General features: G+C 71.4%; 22 protein-coding genes, 2 pseudogenes and 1 riboswitch. Of the genes and pseudogenes, 20 read left to right on the forward strand and 4 right to left on the reverse strand.

Translation table 11 applies throughout. From position 1 onward, the window contains the following. From ispG to IEZ19_RS38240, 5 genes are all read left to right on the forward strand, one after another. The coding region (gene ispG / locus IEZ19_RS38220) for a flavodoxin-dependent (E)-4-hydroxy-3-methylbut-2-enyl-diphosphate synthase (RefSeq protein WP_189315991.1) at positions 1–748 on the forward strand (748 nt) is incomplete at its 5' end. Positions 749–776: 28 nt separating this feature from the next. Then, positions 777–2,675 carry a 1-deoxy-D-xylulose-5-phosphate synthase gene (gene dxs / locus IEZ19_RS38225; protein ID WP_189315992.1) on the forward strand — a complete coding sequence of 633 codons (1,899 nt, stop codon included), beginning with the start codon at positions 777–779 and terminating at the stop codon, positions 2,673–2,675. Beyond that, on the forward strand, positions 2,672–4,057 hold the full coding sequence (locus IEZ19_RS38230) for an aspartate aminotransferase family protein (RefSeq protein WP_189315993.1): 1,386 nt from the start codon (positions 2,672–2,674) through the stop codon (positions 4,055–4,057). Before dxs ends, IEZ19_RS38230 begins: the two co-directional genes overlap by 4 nt. A 65-nt stretch (positions 4,058–4,122) precedes the next feature. After that, a complete protein-coding gene (locus tag IEZ19_RS38235) occupies positions 4,123–4,746 on the forward strand; it encodes a helix-turn-helix domain-containing protein (protein ID WP_189315994.1) in 624 nt (207 codons plus the stop codon). After that, a complete protein-coding gene (locus tag IEZ19_RS38240) occupies positions 4,743–4,865 on the forward strand; it encodes a DUF6126 family protein (RefSeq protein ID WP_189315995.1) in 123 nt (40 codons plus the stop codon). Before IEZ19_RS38235 ends, IEZ19_RS38240 begins: the two co-directional genes overlap by 4 nt. Positions 4,866–4,871: 6 nt before the next feature. Here the strand turns inward: IEZ19_RS38240 and IEZ19_RS38245 are convergent, their stop codons facing one another. Continuing rightward, positions 4,872–5,669 (reverse strand): tyrosine-protein phosphatase, encoded by a 798-nt coding sequence (locus IEZ19_RS38245; protein ID WP_189315996.1) that lies wholly within the window; start codon positions 5,667–5,669, stop codon positions 4,872–4,874. Between the two features lie 173 nt (positions 5,670–5,842). On the opposite strand from IEZ19_RS38245, the gene IEZ19_RS38250 reads away from it, so the two are divergent. The 3 genes from IEZ19_RS38250 (at position 5,843) to IEZ19_RS38260 (ending at position 10,349) form a co-directional block, all read left to right on the forward strand. Then, entirely contained in the window at positions 5,843–7,915 is a 2,073-nt protein-coding gene (locus IEZ19_RS38250; RefSeq protein WP_189316033.1) for an alpha-galactosidase, read from the forward strand. Between the two features lie 308 nt (positions 7,916–8,223). Then, a riboswitch (cyclic di-AMP (ydaO/yuaA leader) is annotated at positions 8,224–8,383 on the forward strand. Between the two features lie 4 nt (positions 8,384–8,387). Beyond that, a complete protein-coding gene (locus IEZ19_RS38255) occupies positions 8,388–9,341 on the forward strand; it encodes a M23 family metallopeptidase (protein ID WP_189315997.1) in 954 nt (317 codons plus the stop codon). A gap of 222 nt (positions 9,342–9,563) precedes the next feature. After that, positions 9,564–10,349: an SGNH/GDSL hydrolase family protein gene (locus IEZ19_RS38260; protein ID WP_189316034.1), complete on the forward strand. Its 786-nt coding sequence runs from the start codon at positions 9,564–9,566 to the stop codon at positions 10,347–10,349. Between the two features lie 85 nt (positions 10,350–10,434). Here IEZ19_RS38260 and IEZ19_RS38265 read toward each other — a convergent pair. The 3 genes and pseudogenes from IEZ19_RS38265 to IEZ19_RS38275 all read right to left on the reverse strand — a co-directional run. Beyond that, positions 10,435–11,024, reverse strand: a pseudogene (locus IEZ19_RS38265) (TetR/AcrR family transcriptional regulator). A 53-nt stretch (positions 11,025–11,077) separates the two neighbouring features. Beyond that, on the reverse strand, positions 11,078–11,497 hold the full coding sequence (locus tag IEZ19_RS38270; RefSeq protein ID WP_189315998.1) for a hypothetical protein: 420 nt from the start codon (positions 11,495–11,497) through the stop codon (positions 11,078–11,080). Between the two features lie 135 nt (positions 11,498–11,632). Then, a pseudogene (locus tag IEZ19_RS38275) lies at positions 11,633–12,351 on the reverse strand (Rossmann-fold NAD(P)-binding domain-containing protein); the annotation flags it as partial. 101 nt (positions 12,352–12,452) lie between these two features. Between IEZ19_RS38275 and IEZ19_RS38280 the strand changes: the two are divergent. From IEZ19_RS38280 to IEZ19_RS38335, 12 genes are all read left to right on the forward strand, one after another. Next, a complete protein-coding gene (locus IEZ19_RS38280; RefSeq protein ID WP_189315999.1) occupies positions 12,453–13,652 on the forward strand; it encodes an MBL fold metallo-hydrolase in 1,200 nt (399 codons plus the stop codon). A 575-nt stretch (positions 13,653–14,227) separates the two neighbouring features. Then, a complete protein-coding gene (locus IEZ19_RS38285; protein WP_189316000.1) occupies positions 14,228–16,453 on the forward strand; it encodes an ATP-binding protein in 2,226 nt (741 codons plus the stop codon). Between the two features lie 109 nt (positions 16,454–16,562). Beyond that, positions 16,563–16,997: a roadblock/LC7 domain-containing protein gene (locus tag IEZ19_RS38290; RefSeq protein ID WP_189316001.1), complete on the forward strand. Its 435-nt coding sequence runs from the start codon at positions 16,563–16,565 to the stop codon at positions 16,995–16,997. 2 nt (positions 16,998–16,999) lie between these two features. Further along, the gene (locus IEZ19_RS38295; RefSeq protein WP_189316035.1) at positions 17,000–17,371 is read left to right on the forward strand and encodes a DUF742 domain-containing protein; all 372 of its coding nucleotides are present in this window, start codon (positions 17,000–17,002) and stop codon (positions 17,369–17,371) included. Continuing rightward, positions 17,349–17,948 (forward strand): GTP-binding protein, encoded by a 600-nt coding sequence (locus IEZ19_RS38300; RefSeq protein WP_189316002.1) that lies wholly within the window; start codon positions 17,349–17,351, stop codon positions 17,946–17,948. The genes IEZ19_RS38295 and IEZ19_RS38300 overlap by 23 nt, the downstream gene beginning before the upstream one ends. Positions 17,949–17,960: 12 nt before the next feature. After that, positions 17,961–18,536 (forward strand): GAF domain-containing protein, encoded by a 576-nt coding sequence (locus tag IEZ19_RS38305; protein ID WP_189316003.1) that lies wholly within the window; start codon positions 17,961–17,963, stop codon positions 18,534–18,536. 179 nt (positions 18,537–18,715) lie between these two features. Then, on the forward strand, positions 18,716–19,744 hold the full coding sequence (gene tdh, locus IEZ19_RS38310; protein WP_189316004.1) for an L-threonine 3-dehydrogenase: 1,029 nt from the start codon (positions 18,716–18,718) through the stop codon (positions 19,742–19,744). A gap of 29 nt (positions 19,745–19,773) precedes the next feature. Beyond that, positions 19,774–20,967 (forward strand): glycine C-acetyltransferase, encoded by a 1,194-nt coding sequence (locus tag IEZ19_RS38315; RefSeq protein WP_189316005.1) that lies wholly within the window; start codon positions 19,774–19,776, stop codon positions 20,965–20,967. Positions 20,968–21,021: 54 nt separating this feature from the next. Continuing rightward, positions 21,022–21,924 carry a LysR family transcriptional regulator gene (locus tag IEZ19_RS38320; protein WP_189316006.1) on the forward strand — a complete coding sequence of 301 codons (903 nt, stop codon included), beginning with the start codon at positions 21,022–21,024 and terminating at the stop codon, positions 21,922–21,924. Between the two features lie 46 nt (positions 21,925–21,970). Beyond that, on the forward strand, positions 21,971–22,549 hold the full coding sequence (locus IEZ19_RS38325; protein WP_189316007.1) for a helix-turn-helix domain-containing protein: 579 nt from the start codon (positions 21,971–21,973) through the stop codon (positions 22,547–22,549). After that, positions 22,546–23,076 (forward strand): GNAT family N-acetyltransferase, encoded by a 531-nt coding sequence (locus IEZ19_RS38330; protein WP_189316008.1) that lies wholly within the window; start codon positions 22,546–22,548, stop codon positions 23,074–23,076. The genes IEZ19_RS38325 and IEZ19_RS38330 overlap by 4 nt, the downstream gene beginning before the upstream one ends. Positions 23,077–23,143: 67 nt before the next feature. Further along, the gene (locus tag IEZ19_RS38335) at positions 23,144–23,503 is read left to right on the forward strand and encodes an MmcQ/YjbR family DNA-binding protein (protein WP_189316009.1); all 360 of its coding nucleotides are present in this window, start codon (positions 23,144–23,146) and stop codon (positions 23,501–23,503) included. Positions 23,504–23,567: the final 64 nt, after the last annotated feature.

The raw sequence follows: 23,567 nt of genomic DNA on the forward strand, positions 1-23,567 counted from the left end.
GGACCACGGCACGCCGATCCGCATCGGCGTGAACGCGGGTTCTCTGGACAGGCGTCTGCTTCAGAAGTACGGCAAGGCCACCCCGGAAGCCCTGGTGGAGAGCGCGTTGTGGGAGGCGTCCCTCTTCGAGGAGCACGACTTCCGGGAGATCAAGATCTCGGTCAAGCACAACGACCCGGTCGTGATGATCGAGGCGTACCGGCAGCTGGCCGCCCAGTGCGAGTACCCGCTGCACCTCGGCGTCACGGAGGCCGGCCCCGCCTTCCAGGGCACGATCAAGTCGGCCGTCGCCTTCGGGGCGTTGCTGTCCCAGGGCATCGGGGACACGATCCGCGTCTCCCTGTCCGCGCCCCCCGCCGAGGAGGTCAAGGTCGGCATCCAGATCCTGGAGTCGCTGAACCTCAGGCAGCGCCGCCTCGAGATCGTGTCCTGCCCGTCCTGCGGGCGCGCCCAGGTCGACGTCTACCGGCTCGCGGACGAGGTCACGGCCGGACTCGAGGGCATGGAAGTGCCCCTGCGCGTCGCGGTCATGGGGTGTGTCGTCAACGGTCCCGGTGAGGCGCGGGAGGCGGACCTGGGGGTCGCCTCCGGCAACGGGAAGGGCCAGATCTTCGTCAAGGGCGAGGTCATCAAGACCGTCCCCGAGTCGAAGATCGTGGAGACCCTCATCGAGGAGGCGCTGAAGATCGCCGAGCAGATGGAGCAGGACGGCGTCGGTTCGGGGGAACCGGCCATTACCGTGAGTTGAACAGCACGGACCGAGAGGGGGCCCGAGCGTGACCATGCTGGAGAACATCCGGGGACCACGCGACCTGAAGGCGCTGTCCGAGTCGGAACTCGGTGAACTGTCCGAAGAGATCCGCGAGTTCCTGGTGCATGCGGTGGCCAGGACCGGCGGTCACCTCGGGCCCAACCTGGGCGTGGTGGAACTGACCGTCGCGCTCCACCGGGTCTTCGAGTCACCGGTCGACCGCATCCTGTGGGACACCGGCCACCAGAGCTATGTGCACAAGCTTCTGACCGGACGTCAGGACTTCTCCAAGCTGCGCAGCAAGGGCGGCCTGTCCGGCTACCCCTCGCGCGAGGAGTCCGAGCACGACGTCATCGAGAACAGCCACGCCTCCACGGCGCTCGGCTGGGCCGACGGCCTGGCCAAGGCCCGCCAGGTGCAGGGGGAGAAGGGTCATGTGGTCGCGGTCATCGGCGACGGCGCGCTCACCGGCGGCATGGCCTGGGAGGCGCTCAACAACATCGCGGCCGCCAAGGACCGTCCGCTGATCATCGTCGTCAACGACAACGAGCGCTCGTACGCGCCGACCATCGGGGGCCTCGCCAATCACCTGGCCACCCTGCGCACGACCGACGGCTACGAGAAGGTCCTGGCCTGGGGCAAGGAAGTCCTGCAGCGCACGCCGGTGGTCGGCAACACGCTCTACGAGTCCCTGCACGGCGCGAAGAAGGGCTTCAAGGACGCCTTCGCACCGCAGGGCATGTTCGAGGACCTGGGACTGAAGTACGTCGGCCCGATCGACGGGCATGACATCCGGGCGGTCGAGTCCGCGCTGCGCCGGGCGAAACGCTTCCACGGGCCGGTCCTCGTGCACTGCCTCACCGAGAAGGGCCGCGGCTACGAACCCGCCCTCGCCCACGAGGAGGACCACTTCCACACCGTCGGCGTGATGGACCCGCTCACCTGCGAACCCCTCGCGCCGTCCAACGGGCCGTCCTGGACGTCGGTGTTCGGCGACGAGATCGTCCGCATCGGCGAGGAACGCGACGACGTCGTCGCGATCACGGCGGCCATGCTGCACCCGGTGGGCCTCGGCAAGTTCGCCGAGCGCTTCCCGGAGCGCGTGTGGGACGTGGGCATCGCCGAGCAGCACGCGGCGGTGTCGGCGGCGGGGCTGGCCACCGGCGGCCTGCACCCGGTGGTCGCCGTCTACGCCACCTTCCTCAACCGCGCCTTCGACCAGCTCCTGATGGACGTGGCGCTGCACCGCTGCGGCGTCACCTTCGTCCTGGACCGGGCCGGCGTCACCGGCGTCGACGGGCCGTCCCACAACGGCATGTGGGACCTGTCCGTCCTGCAGGTCGTGCCCGGCCTCAGGATCGCCGCCCCGCGCGACGCCGATCAGTTGCGCGCCCAGCTGCGGGAGGCCGTCGCCGTCGACGACGCGCCCACGCTGATCCGGTTCCCGAAGGAGTCGGTGGGCCCGGAGATCCCGGCCGTGGACCACGTCGGCGGCATGGACGTGCTGCACCGGGCCGACGATCCCGAGGTGCTGCTGATCGCCGTCGGAGTCATGGCCCCGGTGTGCCTCCAGGTCGCCGAACTGCTCGAGGCGCGTGGCATCAACTGCACGGTCGTCGACCCCCGTTGGGTCAAACCCGTCGATCCGGCGCTGCCCGGCCTCGCCGCCGGACACCGCCTGGTGGCCGTCGTCGAGGACAACAGCCGTGCCGCCGGGGTCGGTTCGGCCGTGGCCCTCGCCCTCGGCGACGCCGACGTCGACGTGCCCGTACGGCGCTTCGGCATCCCGGAGCAGTTCCTCGCCCACGCCAAACGCGGCGAGCTCCTGGCCGACATCGGCCTCACGCCCGTCGAGGTCGCCGGGCGGATCGGCGCGAGCCTGGCCGTCCAGGACGCGGGCGGCACAGTCAAGGAGAAGGAATGAGCACGGAGTTCGACCTCGGCGCCCTCCTCGCCGAGCGCGGAGCCGAGCGCTACGAGCTGCACGGCAAATACCTCAACCACCAGCTCCCGCGCATGCTGCACACCATCGGCTTCGACAAGGTCTACGAGCGGGCCGAGGGCGCCCACTTCTGGGACGCGGACGGCAACGACTACCTGGACATGCTCGCCGGGTTCGGGGTGATGGGCCTGGGCCGCCACCACCCCGTCGTCCGCAAGGCGCTGCACGACGTCCTCGACGCCCAGCTCGCCGACCTCACCCGTTTCGACTGCCAGCCGCTGCCCGGGCTGCTGGCCGAGAGGCTCCTCACGCACAGCCCGCACCTGGACCGGGTGTTCTTCGGCAACAGCGGCACGGAGGCGGTGGAGACCGCGCTGAAGTTCGCCCGGTTCGCCACCGGCCGGCCGCGGATCCTGTACTGCGCGCACGCCTTCCACGGCCTGACGACCGGCTCGCTTTCCGTGAACGGCGAGACGGGCTTCCGGGACGGCTTCGCACCGCTGCTGCCCGACACGGCCGTACCGCTCGGCGATCTCGCCGCCCTGGAACGGGAGGTGAAGAAGGGAGACGTCGCCGGCCTGATCGTCGAGCCGATCCAGGGCAAGGGCGTGCACGAGGCCCCGCCCGGCTATCTGCGCGCCGCCCAGGAGTTGCTGCACAAGCACAAGGCGCTGCTCATCGCGGACGAGGTGCAGACGGGCCTCGGCCGGACCGGGGACTTCTACGCCTATCAGCACGAGGACGGCGTCGAGCCGGACCTGGTGTGCGTCGCCAAGGCCCTGTCCGGCGGCTATGTACCGGTCGGCGCCACCCTCGGCAAGGACTGGATCTTCAAGAAGGTCTACTCGTCCATGGACCGCGTCCTGGTCCACTCGGCGAGCTTCGGGTCCAACGCGCAGGCGATGGCGGCCGGTCTCGCCGTGCTGTCGGTCATGGAGAACGAGCAGACTGTGGCCCATGTCCGGGCCACGGGCGACCTGCTGAAGTCCCGGCTCACCGAGCTGATCGACAAGTACGAGCTGCTCGCCGACGTCCGCGGCCGGGGCCTGATGATCGGCATCGAGTTCGGCCGGCCCAGCTCGTTGAAACTGCGCAGCCGCTGGACCATGCTGCAGGCGGCCCGCAAGGGCCTGTTCGCGCAGATGGTGGTCGTACCGCTGCTGCAGCGGCACCGGATCCTCACCCAGGTCTCCGGCGACCACCTCGAGGTGATCAAGCTGATCCCGCCGCTGGTCGTCGACGAGGCCGACGTGGACCGGTTCGTGGACGCCTTCACCGATGTCATGGACGACGCGCACAGTGGCGGCGGCCTGATGTGGGACTTCGGCAAGACGCTGATCAAGCAGGCGGTCGCCAGCAGGTGATCGACGCGCTTTGCCTCTGAGGCAAGAAAATTGCCCCAGGGGCAAAGATGCGGCTCAATGGAGATATGAGCTCCTCCTCAGCCGGGCCCCTGCCCGGCCACGACGACGACCTGCCCGTGGTGGCGCCGCAGCTGCGTTCGCTGCGCCGCCGGGCCGGCCTCACCCTGGAGGCGGCGGCCCGCTCCGCCGGGCTGTCGCCCGCCCATCTCTCCCGGCTGGAGACCGGGCAGCGCCAGCCCTCACTGCCGATGCTGCTCTCGCTGGCCCGTATCTACGGTACGACGGTTTCCGAGCTGCTGGGTGAGACCGTCGCCGACCGGGACGCCATCGTGCGCTTCGCCGACATGGAGCCGACCCGGGCGGGCGGCTGGACCTACTGGCAGGCGGGTGCGCCGGGCCGCGGGATGCAGTCCCTGCGCGTCCGGGTGCCGTACGGCGCGCAGGGCGACATCGTGCGGGTCCACCCCGGCGAGGAGTGGCTGTACGTCCTGCGGGGGCGGCTGCGGCTGCGCCTCGGGGACACCGTGCACCTGCTCGCGCCCGGGGACAGCGCACACTTCGATTCGCTGACCCCGCACCGCCTCGCCGCCGAAGACCACGACGGGGTCGAGCTCCTGTTCGTCCACACCCTGCTGCAGAGTCCCACGGCCACCCTGTGCCTGGGCCACATCACTGGAGAGCTGCCATGAGCAACCTGGAGGAGAAGTTCCCGCGGTCCCTGTGGATCCGGCTGATCATCTACATCGCCGTGGGCCACGTCTTCGCCGCCTTCCTCTACCTGCTGTTCGCGCTGGGCGGCAAGGGGTGAGGGCGGTCAGTCCAGCAGGCGCTCGCGCAGCCGCTCCCGGGTCTGCGGGGTGAGCCCGAGTCCCCGCTCCAGATAGGCGTCCACGCCGCCCCATGCCTCGTCCACGGTCTCCAGAGCCGCCGCCAGGTATTCGGCACGGGCGTCGAAGAGGGGGCTCAGCAGCTCCATGACCTCGGGGGAGTAGGCCGCGGCCGAGGAGTTGCTGCGGTGCACCTTGTAACGGCGGTGCGTGGCGTTGGACTCCAGGTAGTCCGCGAGGATGGCGTCCTGCTCCACACCCAGGGCGAGCAGCGTCACGGCTATGGACAGGCCCGCGCGGTCCTTGCCCGCCGCGCAGTGCATCAGCGCGGGGACGCTGTCCTCGGCGAGCGCGTGCAGGACCCGGGAGTGCTCGGCGGTGCGCTGCTTGAGGATCGTGCGGTACGAGGCGATCATCCGGTTCGCCGCCTTGCCGTCGCCGAGGATCGCGCGCAGCTGCTCGATCTCGCCCTCGCGGACCATCTTCCAGAACTCGGCGCCGTCGGCCGGGTCTGTCAGCGGCAGGTTCACGTTCCGCACGCCCGGCAGCTCGATGTCCGGGCCCTCCAGTTTCTGGTCGGCAGCGTTGCGGAAGTCGAAGATCGTGTGCAGCCCCAGGCCCGTCAGGAACACCGCGTCCTGATCCGTCGCGTGCGCCAGGTGACCGCTGCGGAACAGCACCCCGTACCGCACTCGCCGGTTGTCCACGGTCGGCAGCCCGCCCACGTCACGGAAGTTGCGCACACCGGCCAGCTCGGGCTCGGTCGACGGGACCTGCTGCGTCACGGGGGGCTCCTCCCGGTCGGTGCCCGGCGACGCGGTTCGTCGACGGGCGCGCAGTCGACGATACGACATGGGTTTCCCCGGGCAATGAGTTGTCCACAGGCGTTGCCTCCAGGGCCCGTCGCCCTTGATGATGTTGGTGCTTGAGCGGATCTGTTGGCACCTGTGAGGGCTTGATGGTGGACATCGCGGACAACGGCCGGACCTGGCTCCTGAGCGGGCCCACGAGCAGCTACGCGCTGCACCTCACCGACGACGACGAACTGCTCCACCTGCACTGGGGCCCGCGCATCGCGCTCGCCGACGCCGAGGCCCTCGCCGCCCACCCGCTGCCCGGCTACTGGCCCTTCGAGTCCCCGCTCGACGGACGCGAGGAGTACCCCGTCGAGGGCGGACCCCGCTTCGTGCGGCCTGCCCTGTCCGTGCGCACCGAGGAGCGCCGCGGCACCGAGTGGGCCTTCGAGGCGTACGAGACCGAGGGCGACGAACTGCGGCTGCGTTTCCGGGACACGGGCCTGGCGATCACGCTGCACTACCGGATGCGCGGCGACGTCGTCGAGCGCTGGGTCACCCTGGACAACCAGGGGCACACGCGCGTGGAGCTGCTGCGCGCCGACGCGGCCACCTGGACCCTGCCCGACCGCGACGGCTGGCGGCTGTCCCAGCTGCACGGGCGCTGGGCCGCCGAGTCCCGGCTCACCAGCGCCCCGCTCACCTACGGCGACAAGGTCATCGGCAGCCGCCGCGGCCACACCGGGCACCAGCACCTGCCCTGGGTCGCGCTCGACACCGACGCCACCGAGGAGCGCGGCGAGGTGTACGGCTGCGCGCTGGGCTGGTCCGGGTCCTGGCGGATCGCTGTCGCTCAACTCCCCGACGCGCGCGTGCAGATCACCGGCGGCGCCGGCTACGACGACTCGGGCCTGCTGATGCTGGCCGAGGGCGAGTCGTACACCACTCCGGTCTTCGCGGGCCTGTGGAGCGAAGGCGGCTTCGGTGGCGCGAGCCGGACCTGGCACGCCTACCAGCGGGCGTACGTCGTCCCTGAGGCGGACCGGGACCGGCCCGTGCTGTTCAACTCGTGGGAGGCCACGAACTTCGACATCTCGGAGGAACAGCAGGCCGCGCTCGCCCGGCGCGCGGCGGCGATCGGGGTGGAACTGTTCGTCGTGGACGACGGCTGGTTCGGCGCCCGCACCAGCGACCGGGCCGGACTCGGCGACTGGACGCCCAACCCCGACCGCTTCCCGCATGGGCTCAAGCCACTCGCCGACCAGGTGCACGGCCTCGGGATGCAGTTCGGTATCTGGGTCGAGCCCGAGATGGTCAACCCGGACAGCGACCTGTACCGGGCGCACCCCGACTGGGCGCAGTACCAACCGGGGCGAAAGCGGACGGAACTGCGCAATCAGCTCGTCCTCAACCTCGCCCGCGAGGACGTCCAGGAGTACCTCTGGGAGCAGCTCGACGCGCTCCTGTCCAGCGCCCCGATCGACTACGTGAAGTGGGACTTCAACCGCTGCTTCACGGACGCGGGCTGGCCCGGCGAGCCGTACCCGCAGCGCCTGTGGGTCGATCACGTCCGCGCCCTGTACGCACTGTTGGACCGGCTGCGGGCGGCCCACCCCGGTGTCGCGTTCGAGTCCTGCTCGGGCGGCGGCGGCCGGATCGACCTCGGGGTGGCGAGCCGTACGGACCAGGTGTGGACCTCCGACAACACCGACCCGCTCGACCGGCTCGCCATCCAGCACGGGTTCAGCCAGATCCATCCCGCGCGGATCATGGCGGCCTGGGTCACCGACAGCCCGAACACCCAGCTCAACGGGCGGGTCAGCTCGCTGCGCTTTCGTTTCGTGAGTGCCATGGCCGGTGTGCTCGGGGTCGGCGGCGACCTCACCGAGTGGACCGAGGAGGAGCTGGCCGAGGCCCGGCGGTGGGTGGAGTTCTACAAGGACATCCGGCCGGTCGTGCAGCACGGCGAGCTGTACCGGCTGCGGCCCCCGGCGGGCGGGCTGAGCGCGGTGCAGTACGTGCGCGGGGACGAGACCGCCGTCCTCGCCTGGCTCCAGGCCCAGCGCTACGGCGAACCGGTCCCGGCGCTGCGTCTGCGGGGGCTCGACCCGACAGCGTCGTACGAATGTCGTGAAACGGGTGAAATACATCGAGGTGCCGTACTGCTGCACCACGGACTGCGTACCGGACTGAGTGGCGACCTGGATGCGACGGTTCTCCGCCTGCGTCGCATCTGAGCTATCTGTCCGAATTGCCACCTTCGTTCAAAGTCGCCCCGAGGTAAAGGATCCTGGACGAGAGGTGCGTGAGGAGCGTCATATCCGTGACCGTACGTCGCCGGTCAAGCTCACGTAAGTCTCATGCCTTTCCCGGGAATTGAAGAGGTGAATACGGGCGGAATTCACCCAGGGTCACCGGGATTTCCCGTAACGGATCAAGCGAAACACGGACAGAGGGAATCTTCTGCTTGTCCCCTCGCGTCCCGCTCGCTTACGTTCGCCACCAATCCGGTCGGACCGCCGAATCCTGCCGCCGCCCGGAGTCCCCACCACACTCACCCACGCACGGCAGGAGCGGGGGACCCACCAGGTACGACTGCCTGTTCCGGTCTCCGGGACGGCTAGGGGTGAAGTCGCGCTCTCCGCGCGGCCGGGCAGCTCCAGCCCGAACCCGACAGCTCACCTCGCAGGCGCCGGAGAGGAATTCGCCATGCCCGCGAAGGGTAAGCACCGCCATCCCAAGACCCAGCGCTTCACCCGCTCGATCGCCGTCGCCGTCGCCGGCACCGGCGGCGCCGCGCTGGCTCTGCCGCTCATCGGGGCCACCGGCGCCCATGCGGCCACCCCGCAGTCCGTTTCCGAAAAGACCGTCCAGTCGGCCCCGGTGGTCGAGAAGAAGACCGCGGCGACGAATTCCGGCGCCCGCTTCTACACCGTGCAGCCCGGCGACTACCTGTCGAAGATCGCCGTCGACCATCACGTCCGCGGCGGCTGGCCGCAGCTCTACCGGGACAACCGCGCGGCCGTCGGCGACGACCCCTCCCTGATCCACCCGGGCCTGAAGCTCACGTTCGGCCGCACGGTCACGACGACCTCCGCGCCGGCCGCTCCCGCGCCCTCGCAGTCGTCGGCCGAGCAGTCCGCTCCGGCCAAGGCCACGCAGTCCGCGCAGGAGACCCAGGCGCCGGCCTCGTCCGCGCCCGCCACCGCGTCGAACGTGTCGGCCCAGAACGCCACCACCACTCCGGACACCGGCACCGGCTACGTCCTCCCCGTGGACAGCCCCGCCATCGGCACCGCCTACCACGTGGCGGGCAGCATGTGGTCCAGCGGCTACCACACCGGCGTCGACTTCGTCGTCCCGACCGGCACCCCGCTGAAGGCGGTCGGCGCGGGCACCGTCGTCTCCGCCGGTTGGGGCGGCGCGTACGGCAACCAGGTCGTCATCAAGCTGGCCGACGGCTACTACGCGCAGTACGCCCACCTCTCCCAGCTCTCCGTCTCGGCCGGCCAGACCGTGACCGCAGGACAGCAGGTCGGCCTCTCCGGCGCGACCGGCAACGTGACCGGCCCGCACCTGCACTTCGAGATCCGCACCACGCCGGACTACGGCTCGGACGTGGACCCGGTCGTCTACCTCCGCTCGCACGGCGTCGCCGTCTGACGGACTGTCCCGCAAGCCGCCGAAGGCCGGACCCCCGATCCCCGGGTCCGGCCTTCGGCGTTGGGGGTCCGGGGTTCGTCCATGGCGTATTCCCCGTTGGCAAAGTCTTTAGGAGTGGCTTATCTCACCGTTCGTCAACCCCTTCCTACGATCGCGTAAGTCACATCCGAAGGTGAATCATGGGCCGATGTGGCAGACGATTCGAAGAGGGACAACAGAGCAGTGATCGGGTCGTACGTGGCGGTGGGGGACAGCTTCACCGAGGGCGTCGGCGACCCCGGCCCCGACGGGTCGTTCGTCGGCTGGGCGGACCGGTTCGCGGTCCTGCTCGCGGACCGGCAGCCCGAAGGTGACTTCCAGTACACCAACCTGGCCGTGCGCGGAAAGCTGCTCGACCAGATCGTGACGGACCAGATTCCGCAGGCCGTCGAACTCGCGCCGGACCTGGTGTCCTTCTGCGCGGGCGGCAACGACATCATCCGGCCCGGCACCGACCCCGATGACGTGGCCGAGCGCTTCGAACGGGCAGTGGCCCGGCTGACGTCCGCTGCCGGCACCGTCATGGTGACGACCGGCTTCGACACCCGCGGCGTCCCCGTGCTCAAGCATCTGCGCGGCAAGATCGCGACGTACAACGGGCACGTCCGGGCCATCGCCGACCGGTACGGCTGCCCCGTGCTGGACCTCTGGTCCCTCAAGACCGTCCAGGACCGGCGGGCCTGGGACGACGACCGGCTCCACCTCTCACCCGAGGGCCACACGCGCGTGGCGCTCCGTGCCGGCCAGGTCCTCGGCCTGGACGTCCCGGCCGACCCGGACCAGCCCTGGCCGCCGCTGCCGCCCCGCGGCACGCTCGACATCCGGCGCGACGACGTGCACTGGGCCCGTGAGTACCTGGTCCCCTGGATCGGCCGCCGCCTGCGCGGCGAGTCCTCGGGCGATCATGCGACCGCCAAGGGCGCGCTGTCCCCGGACGACATCAAGATGCGGATCGCCTCGGTGGCCTGAGGCACTCGTGGGGCTGGGCGAGCACGAGCACGCGCAGCCCCGCCGGGACGGTCACCGCTCCTGCGCGGTCGCCGCCTCGCGGCGTTCACCGCACCTGTCCGGTCAACGCCTCGCGCCGCAGCCCGAGTTCCCGGGCGAGCGCCTCGTCCACCCATTCCTGGGCCCGTGAACGCGGCACCGCGCCGGCGTACGACGTCAGTTGTACGGCCGGTCCGTCGAGGAGGGCCGTCAGGCGCAGGGCCGTGCCGGCCGGGTCGGGGCAGCTGAACTCGCCCGCCGCCACGCCCCCCGCGATGACCTCGGTGAGCGCGGCCTCCCACTGCCGGTCCAGGTCCCGCGTCACGTCCCGCAGGGCGGGTTCGCGCGGGGCGACCACCCAGCCCTCGATCGCCGGACCCTGGCCTGACCGGTCGGCGCGTACCAGCGGTCGGCGGACCGCAGCCGCCGCAGCGCGTTCGTGCGCCGGCCCAGCAGCTTGCGCAGGTGCGCGAGGTCGTCCTCCGCGGCGAAGGTGACAGCGGCGCCGACCACCTTCTCCTTCGTCGAGAAGTGGTACAGGACAAGTGCGTTGCTCACCCCGAGCGCCGAGGCCACGTCCTCGATCCTGACGGCCACGCCGCGCGCCTCGATCTGCTCGACGGCGGCCCGCAGCAACTCCTCCCGCCGCTCGGTCACACTCAACCGCACCACGCCGTCACCCTACGCGTGTTGCACGCCGGTCCACGAAGTCACTCCACGAACTGGTAGTCGAGCCGGATACGGCCGTCCTCGCCCAGGACCAGGAACTCCCGCCCGCCGCCGGCCGCCCGGCCCTCCTGACGGTTGTAGGACTCCCAGCGGAATGTGATCACGTCGCGCAGGAGTACGGGGGCTTCCTGGACACGGAAGAGGTACGTCCCCGGGGCGACGAAGTCCTCGTACGCCCGCTCCACGCGCGCGCACAACTCTTCGTGGCCGCGGGCCTCGAGGACGGCGGTGGTGAAGCCGAGGCCCACCGCCTTGTCGTGCATCTCCTGGGGCGGTCGGAGGATGTGCAGGCCGTCCTCCGCCCAGAGGTCGTGCACGGTCTTGCGGCGGGCCCCGGGGTCCGGTTCGTTCCAGACGCCGATGTAGCGGTCGATCAGGGACTGCGGGTCGATGGCGGGCACGATGCTCCTCGCGGCGGTCGGTGGACCGGTGGATCAGCGCTGCGCTGTGTGCCCTCGACTCTGCCGCCGTCGCGCCCGTGCCTCAATTCCCGGCAGGGTATGAGGGGCCGGACGCAGGAGACGCCGCAGGCAATGTCACCGGTACCGGCCGAACCGCTCCGCGATCACGTTCACGTGCTCGGTCGCGATGGCGTGTGCGGCGGCGCGCGGGGTCGTGCCGTCCGTCTCCGCGCGGGCCGGCACCAGCTCGACGAGGGCGCGCACGGAGCGTCGTGTATGGGTGAACGCCTCCTCGGCGTCGGGGCCGATGTCCCCGAACAGGGTCCACCACCGGGCGTTCGTACCGGAGTCGACCACCACGTCCGGCAGCACGGTCACCCCGCGCGCCGCGAGCAGCCGCTCTGCCTCGGGCAGCACCGGCATGCTGGCCGCCTCGACGATCCAGCGGGCGCCGATCCGCCCCTGGTCGGCGGTGTCGATCGCGTACGACACCGCCGCCGGGAACAGCACCTCCGCGTCGCTGGACAACCAGGCGTCACCCGGCAGTTCACGGTCGCCGGGACGCAGCGCCGAGCGGTCCACCGTGCCGTGGGCGTCCCGCTCCGCCAGCAGCGCCCCGACATCGAGTCGGGCGGGGTTCGCGAGCGTGCCCGTGACGTCGGCCACGGCGACGACGGTCAGCCCGGCGCGGGCGAGAAAGCGGGCCGTGGCCCCGCCCATGGTGCCCAGCCCCTGCACCGCGACACGTGTGCCCCGGTACGGCACTCCGGCCCGGTCCAGCGTCGCGAGCACCGACGCCGCCCCCCGCAGCCGCCGACCAGCTCGTCCAGGCCGATCCCGTCCACATCGAAAGCATGCCGAGACCCTGTCGACGCTCGTCTGCCGGGGCGTGACACCTGGCTGTCGGAGGGGCCGACCATAATGGATGGCCTGACCGACTCCACCAGGAGGTACCGTGACCGGTTTGCGTTCCCTGAGCTCCGGGCTCCGCGCGCTGCAGCCCGCGGCCTTCGGCGCCGACCCGGGCGGTGAACGCCTGGCGCGGATCCGCAGATCGCCCCACTTCAAGGACGGCGTCTTCCAGAATCCGGGGGGCACCGCCCGCACCCGGCCCTCCGGTTCGATGCTGGACTTCGCGAAGGTCTACTTCGACAAGGACCTGCGCCCGCGCCGCGCCCCCGAGGGCACGGTGCCCGTACACGCCACCACACTCGCCGACTTGGCCAAGCCGCCCGCCACCGGGCTGAGGCTGACCTGGATGGGCCACTCCAGCGTGCTCGCGGAGATCGACGGTCGGCGCGTGCTCTTCGACCCCGTCTGGGGCGAGCGTTGTTCCCCTTTCGCGTTCGTCGGGCCGAAGCGCCTCCACCCGGCGCCGCTGCCGCTGGCCGCGCTCGGCCCGGTCGACGTGGTGGTCATCTCGCACGACCACTACGACCACCTCGACATGCCCACGATCAAGGAGCTGGCCGGCACGGACACCGTGTTCGCCGTCCCGCTGGGCGTCGGCGCCCATCTGGAGCACTGGGGCGTGTCCGCGGACCGGCTGCGCGAACTGGACTGGCACGAGGCGACCAAGGTCGGCGGACTCACCCTGACCGCCACCCCGGCCCGGCACTTCTGCGGCCGCGGCCTGCGCAACACCCAGCACACCCTCTGGGCCTCGTGGGCCGTCGCCGGCGACGAGCACCGGATCTACCACAGCGGCGACACCGGCTACTTCGAGGGCTTCAAGGACATAGGCGCCGAGTACGGCCCCTTCGACGCGACGATGATCCAGATCGGTGCGTACAGCGAGTTCTGGCCCGACATCCACATGACACCCGAGGAGGGCATGCGTGCCCACCTCGACCTCCAGGGCGGCTGGCCGCACGGCGTGATGATGCCCATCCACTGGGGCACGTTCAATCTCGCCCCGCACGCCTGGGCGGAGCCGGGGGCCTGGACCAAGGACGCGGCCGATGCGGTGGGGCAGGCGGCGGCGTTCCCCACACCGGGTGAGCCCTTCGAGCCGAGCGGACAGCTGCCCGTCGAGCCCTGGTGGCAGGGAGTGTCCGCGCCGCTCGCCACGCCGTGGCGCCGTACCGGGGAGCCCGTGCCCGCGCCCGCGCCCGCGCCCGCCCACGAGGACCTCGACCTGGCGAGCGAGGCGTGAGCCCAGGCCCGCTGACCGGGCACGCGTGAACTTCTTTCCGTACGGCCCTGTCCGCGGCGTGGCGCCGAGGACAGGGCCGTACGCCATGTCTGTCCCGGAGGATCCCGGGCGATCTCACGTGAGAGGCGAGCGCCGGCCGACACGGCCGGTGACGTCGGCGCCGGTGCGGCCGGGAACGGAGGAGGTCCAGGAAGTCTCGAGGCGGGCCGGTCGCGGGTGGACAACCCGGGGAAAACGGATGGCCGGTGAGGGTCGGGGAGCGGATGCCGCCCCGACCCTCGCCGACTCTTCGTGACCGCTTCCGACCAGGTCGGATCGTTCCGTTTTCGTTCGGAGTCGCGAATCTCGCAGGGCTATCGGTCTGTCGTACGACGCCTCATACCAGAGCGGGACTGTCTGCGGGGGACTTTGTCGACTGCCCACCGCACATGATGCGCAGGCGACTACTGTGAGTGGCCGCCGGACGACGCAGGGCCGAAAACCATCGGCGCTGCCGACCGGCACGCGATGGCGCATGCCCATGTCGCGCATCCCGCGCGAACAATCAGGCCCGACGGACCCGTACGAGGACACCGATGGCTCAGCTTCGTGCACCGGCCGCACGCGCCGACCGCCGTGAGGGCGGCCGGCACGGACGACCGGTCACCCGCCCCGTTCCGGCGCTGCCCGAGACCCACATACGGCCCCAACTCCTGCGCCTGGCCGTGCTGCCACCCGTCGGGGTCGCCCTCAGCGGCACCGCGGCCGTCCTGTTCACCGTCCGCTCCACCGGCGCACGGCCCGGCATCGTCCTGTGGGCCGTCCTCGCCGGAGCCCTCGCGGTGACCGTCGCAGGCATCGTGATCGCCGCCGTGGCCGCGGGCCGCACCGCCCGCTCGGTGGGCCACCGTGTCGGCGCCCTGCGCCGCAACACCGCGCGTGGCGAGGCCGATCTGCGCTTGCTGCTCGAGGCGCTGCGCCGGGGCGACGGACCCCCGCCGCAGCGCAAGCTGCGCGGCGGACCCCCGCAGGACGCCGACGACTTCGAGCTGCTCGCCGCCGATCTGGCCCGCGCTCACGACGGCGCCGTCACCGCCGTCGTGAGCGCCGCACAGCTCTCCAGCCAGGCCGGCAGCGCACAGAAGCTCGAGGTCTTCGTCAACCTCGCGCGACGGCTGCAGTCCCTCGTGCACCGGGAGATCTCCATCCTCGACGAGATCGAGAACGAGATCGAGGACCCGGATCTGCTCAAGGGCCTGTTCCACGTCGACCACCTCGCCACCCGCATCCGGCGGCACGCCGAGAACCTGGCCGTGCTCGGCGGTGCCGTCTCGCGGCGGCAGTGGAGCAACCCCGTCTCCATGACCGAGGTGCTGCGGTCGGCCATCGCCGAGGTCGAGCAGTACTCCCGGGTCAAGCTCGTCCCGCCCATCGATGGCGAACTGCGCGGCCACGCCGTCGCCGACGTCATCCATCTGCTCGCCGAACTCGTCGAGAACGCCACGGTGTTCTCGGCCCCGCACACCCAGGTGCTGCTGCGCGCCAACCTCGTCACGGCCGGGCTCGCCGTCGAGGTCGAGGACCGGGGCCTGGGCATGCCGGTCGGCGAACAGAGCAGGATGAACGCCCTTCTCGCCGACCCCGATCAGGTCAACGTCGGCAGCCTGCTCGCCGACGGCCGCATCGGCCTCTTCGTGGTCTCCCAGCTCGCCCGTCGGCACGGTATCAACGTCCGGCTGCAGACGAACATCTACGGCGGCGTCCAGGCCGTCATCGTCGTTCCGCAGGGGCTGTTGGGTACGGCACCGGGTGCGCCCGGAGCCGTACCGCAGCCGCGGGGCGCGGGGGGTGTGCCGCCCAACGGGGGACGGCGTGCGGGATCAACAGCCGGGGCGCCTGCGGGAGTCGTGCCCGGGGGAGCGGTGCCCGGTGCGCGGAACGGCTCCTACGCCGGGTCTGCCGGGCCCAACTGGTCCACGGCGCCAGGTCAGCAGCCGCAGCCGCAGCCGCAGCCGCAGCCGCAGTCGTCGGGTCGGCCCGCGTCGTCCGTGGAGACGGCCGGTGGACAACGGCGGCTCGTGCAGCCCGATGCCGTGCGGCCACCGACCGTCGCCTCGGCGGAAGGCGGCGCGCCCGCGCCCCTGCCGGTGCGTGGCCCCAGCGAGGCTCGGCCCAATCCCGCGGAGGCCGTACCCGGAACCAGGTACGACGAACGTCCCGGCGCCGAGAACACCCAGGCCGTCGCGCCCGCCTCGCGCACCGGCACCGTGCGCGGCACCATGGGCAGGCCCCAACTGCCGCGCCGCCGCGCCCAGGAACACCTCGCCCCCCAGCTCAAGGGCGGCCCCGCACCACGCCAGGAGAGCGAGACCCTCGCCGGCCACGACCCCGGCCTCATGGCCGCCTTCCAGCGTGGCATCGGCCTGGCCGAGACAGAGCAGCACGTGGAGGCGACGGACACGGGGAGGGCGGGGGCGACGGCTGAGTCGCAGCCCGTGGACAGGGGAGCGACCGACACGGGTGCGGCACACATGGGGCCGGGACACATGGGCCAGGGGGATATGGGGCACATGGGTCCGGACCACGTAGGTCCCGAGCACATGGACTCCGCTCACACGGACCCACTCCAAGCGCCCCACATGGACGCGCCCCACGTGGACGCACCGCACATGGAACCCGCACCCACGCCGGGCGCCACCCCTACCCTCACCCCCCGCCCCACAGGCCTCCCGCACCCGGACGCGGCCCTCGCAGAGGCCAGTCTCCGTGCGCCTGAACCCGAACTCACCGCGCGGCCCGACGGGAGCGCGCCGGCCGGATGATCGGCTCAGTGACCTCCCCCATCTCCACCCCTGTCCCCAGCCTCGCCCTCACCCTCACCCCCACCCCCAGCGCTCCCGAGACCTTCGTACCCCAAGGAGTCGATCGACCATGGCGAGCGATGCGCCGACCGCCCAGGTATCCGACCTCGACTGGCTGATGAGCGGCCTCGTGCAGCGCGTACCGCACACCACCAGCGCGCTCCTCCTGTCCTGCGACGGGCTCGTGAAGTCCGTGCACGGGCTCGACCCCGACAGCGCCGACCACATGGCGGCCCTGGCCTCCGGCCTGTACTCCCTCGGCCGCAGCGCGGGCGTCCGGTTCGGTGACGGCGGGGACGTCCGGCAGGTCGTCGTCGAACTCGACTCGACCCTGCTGTTCGTCACCACCGCGGGCTCCGGCACCTGTCTCGCCGTGCTGGCCGGCCGCGAGGCCGACGCCGCCGTCCTCGGCTACGAGATGGCGATGCTGGTCAAGAGCGTCCGCCCGTATCTGGTGACCGCGCCACGGCAGCACCCCGTCGAACCCCCGGCGATGAGGCCTTGAGCGTGACGGCGGCCGGCGACGGGCCCTGGCTCGACGACGCGGCCGGACGCCTCGTGCGCCCGTTCACGGTGAGCAACGGCCGCACCAGGCCCACCGTCGCGCTCGACCTCATGTCGCAGTTGATGGCCACCGGAGCCACCCCGCTCGGCTATGTCGGCCCGGAGCACGCCCAGGTGCTCGACCTGTGCCACGGGCCCGTCCCGGTCGCCGAGATCGCCGCGTATCTGCGGCTCCCGGCGGCGGTCACCAAGGTGCTGCTCGCGGACCTGGTCGACTGCGGGGCGCTCACTGCCAAGCCCCCCGCTTTTTTCCACAACCCCACGGACCGGTCCCTACTGGAGGCAGTGCTCGATGGACTACGACGACAGCTCTGACCCGTTCCCCACCGCGCTCAAGATCCTGGTGGCCGGCGGGTTCGGCGTCGGCAAGACGACCTTCGTGGGCGCGGTCAGCGAGATCGCGCCGCTCAGCACGGAGGAGTTGCTCACCACGGTCAGCGCCGCCACCGACGACCTCGACGGCATCGAGAACAAGGTCGAGACGACGGTGGCGATGGACTTCGGCCGCATCACCCTGGACCCGCAGCACGTGCTGTATCTCTTCGGCACGCCCGGTCAGGAGCGGTTCTGGTTCATGTGGGACGAGCTGTCCGAGGGTGCGCTGGGCGCTGTCGTCCTCGCCGACACCCGCCGGCTCGAGGACTGCTTCGCGGCGGTCGACTTCTTCGAGGAACGCGGGCTCGGTTTCATCGTCGCCATCAACGAGTTCGACGGATCCTACCGCTACGACCCCGAGGAAGTGCGCGCCGCCATAGACCTCGACCCCGCCGTTCCCGTTGTCCGTTGCGACGCACGTATCTCCAGTTCCGGTGTCCAGACCTTGCTGACCCTCGTACGCCATCTGATCGCCCACGCCCCGGCACCCGCGCCGAGCCACGGCGCCCACATGTGACGGAGCCCGGCCTTGAGTTACGAACCGCCACGGCCGGCCAGGGGGCTGCTGGTCACCCCCGAGGACAAGGAGGCGCCCGCCCGCGTCCGACGGCTGCGCCGGCTGGGCCTGGGGGAGCACCCCGATCCCTCGCTGGACGCCTTCGCGCACCATCTCGCCGGGATCACCGGCACGCCGTACGCCATGGTCAACTTCATCGGCGAGGAACGGCAGTTCTTCGCGGGCCTGCGCACACCAGGCGCCGGGCCAGCCGTGCAGGAGAACGGCGGCGGGCCCGAGGTCGGCCGGTTCCTGCCGCGCAGCCATGGGTTCTGCCCCCATCTGGTGGCCCGCCGCAAGGCGCTGGTCCTGGACGACGTGCACGACTACCCGCGATTCGCGGGCAACCCAGTGGTGGACGAGTACGGCATCCGCTCCTACCTCGGCGCCCCGCTCATCGACAGCACGGGCATGGTGCTGGGCACGGTGTGCGTGGCCGACCTGGAGCCCCGGCCGTGGGGGACGACCGGCCTGGAGACCATCAAGTCGGCGGCCGCCGATCTCGCCGTACGACTCGAGCGGCGGGAGCACGACGGGCTGCCGCTCTGAGCCGTTCCGCCGAGCGCACCAGTGGGGGCGTGAAGCAAAGCTGAGGCGGCGGTTAAGAAATCCTCGATGGACCGCGCCTCGCGCGTACGGCAGATTGCAGGGAGATTCCACCCCTCTTCCCCGGTGCGGGCTCCTTCGGCGTGCCCGGAACCGGGACCTCACCCACAGGAGCCGTAGCGTTGAAGGCGCTGGTCAAGGAGAAGGCGGAGCCCGGGCTTTGGCTCGCGGACGTCCCGGAGCCGGTGATCGGCCCGGGCGACGTACTGATCAAGGTCCTGCGGACCGGGATCTGCGGTACCGACCTGCACATCCGGTCCTGGGACGGCTGGGCGCAGCAGGCGATCCGCACCCCGCTCGTGGTCGGGCACGAGTTCGTCGGCGAGGTCGTCGAGACCGGCCGCGACGTCACCGACATCAAGTCCGGCGACCGCGTCAGCGGCGAGGGCCATCTGGTGTGCGGCAAGTGCCGCAACTGCCTCGCCGGGCGCCGCCACTTGTGCCGGGCCACGGTCGGGCTCGGTGTGGGCCGCGACGGCGCGTTCGCCGAGTACGTCGCGCTGCCCGCCGGCAACGTCTGGGTGCACCGGGTGCCCGTGGACCTCGATGTCGCCGCGATCTTCGACCCGTTCGGCAACGCCGTGCACACCGCGCTGTCCTTTCCGCTGGTCGGCGAGGACGTCCTGATCACCGGCGCGGGACCGATCGGGCTGATGGCCGCGGCCGTGGCCCGGCACGCAGGCGCCCGCAACGTCGTGATCACCGACGTGAGCGAGGAGCGCCTGGAGCTGGCCCGCAAGATCGGTGTGAGCCTCGCGCTGAACGTCTCCACCGCCACCATCGCCGACGGTCAGCGCGAACTCGGCCTGCGCGAGGGCTTCGACATCGGCCTGGAGATGTCCGGCCGGCCCGAAGCCATGCGCGACATGATCGCCAACATGACGCACGGTGGCCGTATCGCCATGCTCGGCCTGCCGGCGCAGGAGTTCCCGGTCGACTGGGCCCGGATCGTCACCTCGATGATCACGATCAAGGGCATCTACGGCCGTGAGATGTTCGAGACCTGGTACGCGATGTCGGTCCTCCTGGAGGGCGGCCTCGACCTCGCACCCGTGATCACCGGCCGCTACGGCTACCGCGACTTCGAGGCGGCGTTCGCCGACGCGGCGAGCGGCCGCGGCGGCAAGGTCATCCTCGACTGGACCGCGTAAGTCACCCGCTTTTCCAAGGAGTTTCTGTCATGTTCGACTCCGTGCGCGACGACCTGCGCGCCACCCTCGACGAGATCCGTGCCGCCGGTCTGCACAAGCCCGAGCGCGTCATCGGCACCCCGCAGTCCGCGACCGTGAACGTCACCGCCGGCGGCCGCCCCGGTGAGGTCCTCAACTTCTGCGCCAACAACTACCTCGGCCTCGCCGATCACCCCGACGTGATCGCCGCCGCGCACGAGGCCCTGGACCGCTGGGGCTACGGCATGGCGTCCGTGCGCTTCATCTGCGGAACGCAGGAGGTGCACAAGGAGCTGGAGGCGCGGCTGTCCGCGTTCCTCGGCCAGGAGGACACGATCCTCTACTCCTCCTGCTTCGACGCCAACGGCGGAGTCTTCGAGACCCTGCTCGGCGAGGAGGACGCGGTGATCTCCGACGCGCTCAACCACGCGTCGATCATCGACGGCATCCGGCTGTCCAAGGCCCGCCGCTTCCGCTACGCCAACCGCGACCTGGCGGACCTGGAGCGGCAGTTGAAGGAGGCGCAGTCCGCGCGGCGCCGGCTGATCGTCACCGACGGCGTTTTCTCCATGGACGGCTACGTGGCTCCGCTCGCCGAGATCTGCGACCTCGCCGACCGGTACGACGCGATGGTCATGGTCGACGACTCGCACGCCGTCGGCTTCGTCGGCCCCACCGGTCGCGGCACCCCCGAACTGCACGGCGTCATGGACCGCGTCGACATCATCACCGGCACCCTGGGCAAGGCCCTCGGCGGTGCCTCCGGCGGCTACGTGGCCGCCCGCGCCGAGATCGTCGCCCTGCTGCGCCAGCGCTCGCGGCCGTACCTCTTCTCCAACACGCTGGCCCCGGTGATCGCGGCCGCGTCGCTGAAGGTCCTCGACCTGCTGGAGTCGGCGGACGACCTGCGGGTCCGGCTCGGCGAGAACACCGCGCTGTTCCGCCGCCGCATGACCGAGGAGGGCTTCGACATCCTCCCCGGCGACCACGCCATCGCGCCGGTGATGATCGGTGACGCGGCGCGGGCGGGCCGGATGGCGGAGCTGCTGCTGGAGCGCGGCGTGTACGTGATCGGGTTCTCGTACCCGGTGGTGCCGCAGGGGCAGGCCCGGATCCGGGTCCAGCTGTCGGCCGCGCACTCCACCGAGGACGTGAACCGCGCGGTGGACGCGTTCGTCGCGGCCCGGGCCGAGCTGGACGCCTGAGCAATCCGGAGGACCGGGACCGAGCAGTCCGGACATCTTGCGATAATCGTCCGCATGATCGAAGCGCGGCGGCTCCACATCCTCCGTGCGGTGGCCGACCACCGTACGGTGACGGCGGCTGCCGCCGCGCTGTACCTCACGCCCTCGGCGGTCTCCCAGCAGTTGACGGCTCTGGAGCAGGAGACCGGCCACCGGCTGGTCGAGCGGAGCGCGAAGGGCGTACGGCTCACTCCGGCCGGCGAGATCCTGCTCGGCCATACCAACGCCGTCCTCGCCCAGCTCGAGCGGGCCGAGGCGGAGCTGGCCGCCTACAGTTCGGGCGCGGCCGGCACGGTCACCGTCGCGGCCTTCGCGACCGGCATCGCCGAGGTCGTCGCCCCGGCGGTGGCCCGGCTCGCCGAGTCGGCGCCCGGTATCCGGATCCGCGTCCAGGACGCCGAGGGCGATGCCAGCCTGCCCATGGTCCTGGATCGTCAGGTGGACGTCGCGGTCGCCGTCGAGTACCGCGGCGCGCCCCCCGCCGACGACCCGCGCCTCACCCATGTCCCGCTCTACGCCGAGCCGTTCGACGCGGTGGTCCCGGTGACCCATCGGCTGGCCGACGCCAACGAGGTCCCGCTGGCGGAGCTGGCCAAGGACGTGTGGATCGGCCCCTACCCGGGCAACCCCTGCCACGACGTGGTCGTCCTGGCCTGCGAGAGCGCCGGGTTCCAGCCCCTCCTGGAACACTCCTCGGACGACTTCCGCGCCGTCGTCGCCCTCGCCTCGGCCGACGCCGGAGTGGCCCTCGTCCCCCGCTCGGCCCTGCGCGGCATGGACCTCACGGGCGTGGTCGTCCACCCTGTGGACGGCGTGGCCCCGACCCGCAGGGTCTTCGCGGCGGTGCGACGGGGAGCGGAGAACCATCCCCTGATCCGCCCGGTGCTGGACGCGCTGGGCGAGGCCGCCCGGGCTTGAGCCCTTCGTAACACGCCTGTCTCATATCAGGGACAACGTCCCGGATATGAGACACGACCGGGAAGCCCCGGAGCCTGTCGATGTCCGGCTCGGCACCCGCCTCGCGGAACTCCGGGCCGAACACGGCTGGTCGTTGGGCGAGTTGGCGGAACGCAGCGGAGTGAGCAGGTCGACCCTGTCCCGGGCCGAACGGGCCGAGGTCAGCCCCACGGCCGCGCTGCTGGGCCGCATGTGCACCGTGTACGGACGCACCATGTCCCAGCTGCTCAGCGAGGTGGAGTCCGCGCCCGCACCGCTGGTGCGCAGCGCCGAGCAGCCGGTGTGGGAGGACCGCGCCTCCGGATTCGTACGACGGTCGGTGTCGGCCCCGCATCCGGGCCTGCGCGGCGAACTCGTAGAGAGACGGCTCGCGGCCGGGGCGGACATCTCGTACGACCGCCCGCCCGTGGCCGGCCTCGAACAGCACATCTGGGTGCTGGAGGGCGCCCTCGAGATGACCGCGCAGGACGTCCGGCACCACCTCGACGACGGCGACTGTCTGCGGTTGCGGGTGTGGGGCCCCACACGGTTCCGGTGCCCGGGGCCCGAGGACGCGCGCTACGTCCTGGCGGTGGTGCGGCCATGACGGTGCTGCGGCTGGGCGCCGGTCAAGTCCGGGACAACGCCGGTGAATTGGGGGAGCTGCTGGCCGACACGGTGGCCGGCGGGGCGTCCGTAGGCTTCCTCGCACCGCTCGCCCGCCCGGACGCCGTCGCCTGGTGGCGGGAGCGGGCGGACGCCGTGGCCGCCGGGCGGATCGCCGTCTGGGTGGCGCGGGACGGCGGCGGCCGGGTGACCGGCACGGTGGGCCTGGCCTTCCCGGACAAGCCCAACAGCCGGCACCGCGCTGAACTCGTCAAGCTCATGGTCCACCGGGACGGCCGGGGACAGGGCCTCGGCCGCAGGCTTCTGACCATCGCCGAGGAGGCGGCGGTCGCGGCCGGCGTGACCCTGTTGCACCTGGACACCGAGACCGACAGCCCCGCTGAACACCTCTACCGCTCGGCGGGCTGGACCCGGGCCGGAGTCATCCCCGACTACGCGGCGAGCCCGGCCGGGGTGCTGCGGCCGACGACGCTCTACTACAAGCAGCTGGATGCCGTGACGTGGTGACTCTCGGATACGAGCGGCCGGGGCCGTGACCAGGTGACTGTCAGTGGGGCGGGCTACGGTGCCTGTCATGCCGGATGCCGAAGACGTACGCCGTATCGCCCTGTCCCTGCCGGACACGACCGAGAAGATCGCTTGGAGCATGCCCACGTTCCGGGTGGCCGGGAAGATGTTCGCCACGTTGCCCGAGGACGAGACCTCCATCGCCGTGCGCTGTCCCAAGGAGGAGCGCGACGAACTGGTGCTGGCGGAGCCGGAGAAGTTCTGGATCGCCGGCCACGAGGCCCAGTTCGCCTGGGTGCGGGCCCGGCTCGCCGCCCTGGAGGACGAGGCCGAGCTGCGCGACATCCTCGCCGACTCCTGGCGGCAGGCGGCTCCGCCCCGACTGCTCGACGCCCACCCCGGGTTGGGGCGTCCGGGCGGGGCGTGAAAATTCGGGGGCGGGGCGCGCGCGTCGTGGCATGATCCGACGGCGGAACCGGCAGGGGAGGGGA

It is taken from the genome of Streptomyces brasiliensis (assembly GCF_014647875.1).
Classification (GTDB): Bacteria; Actinomycetota; Actinomycetes; order Streptomycetales; family Streptomycetaceae; genus Streptomyces; species Streptomyces brasiliensis.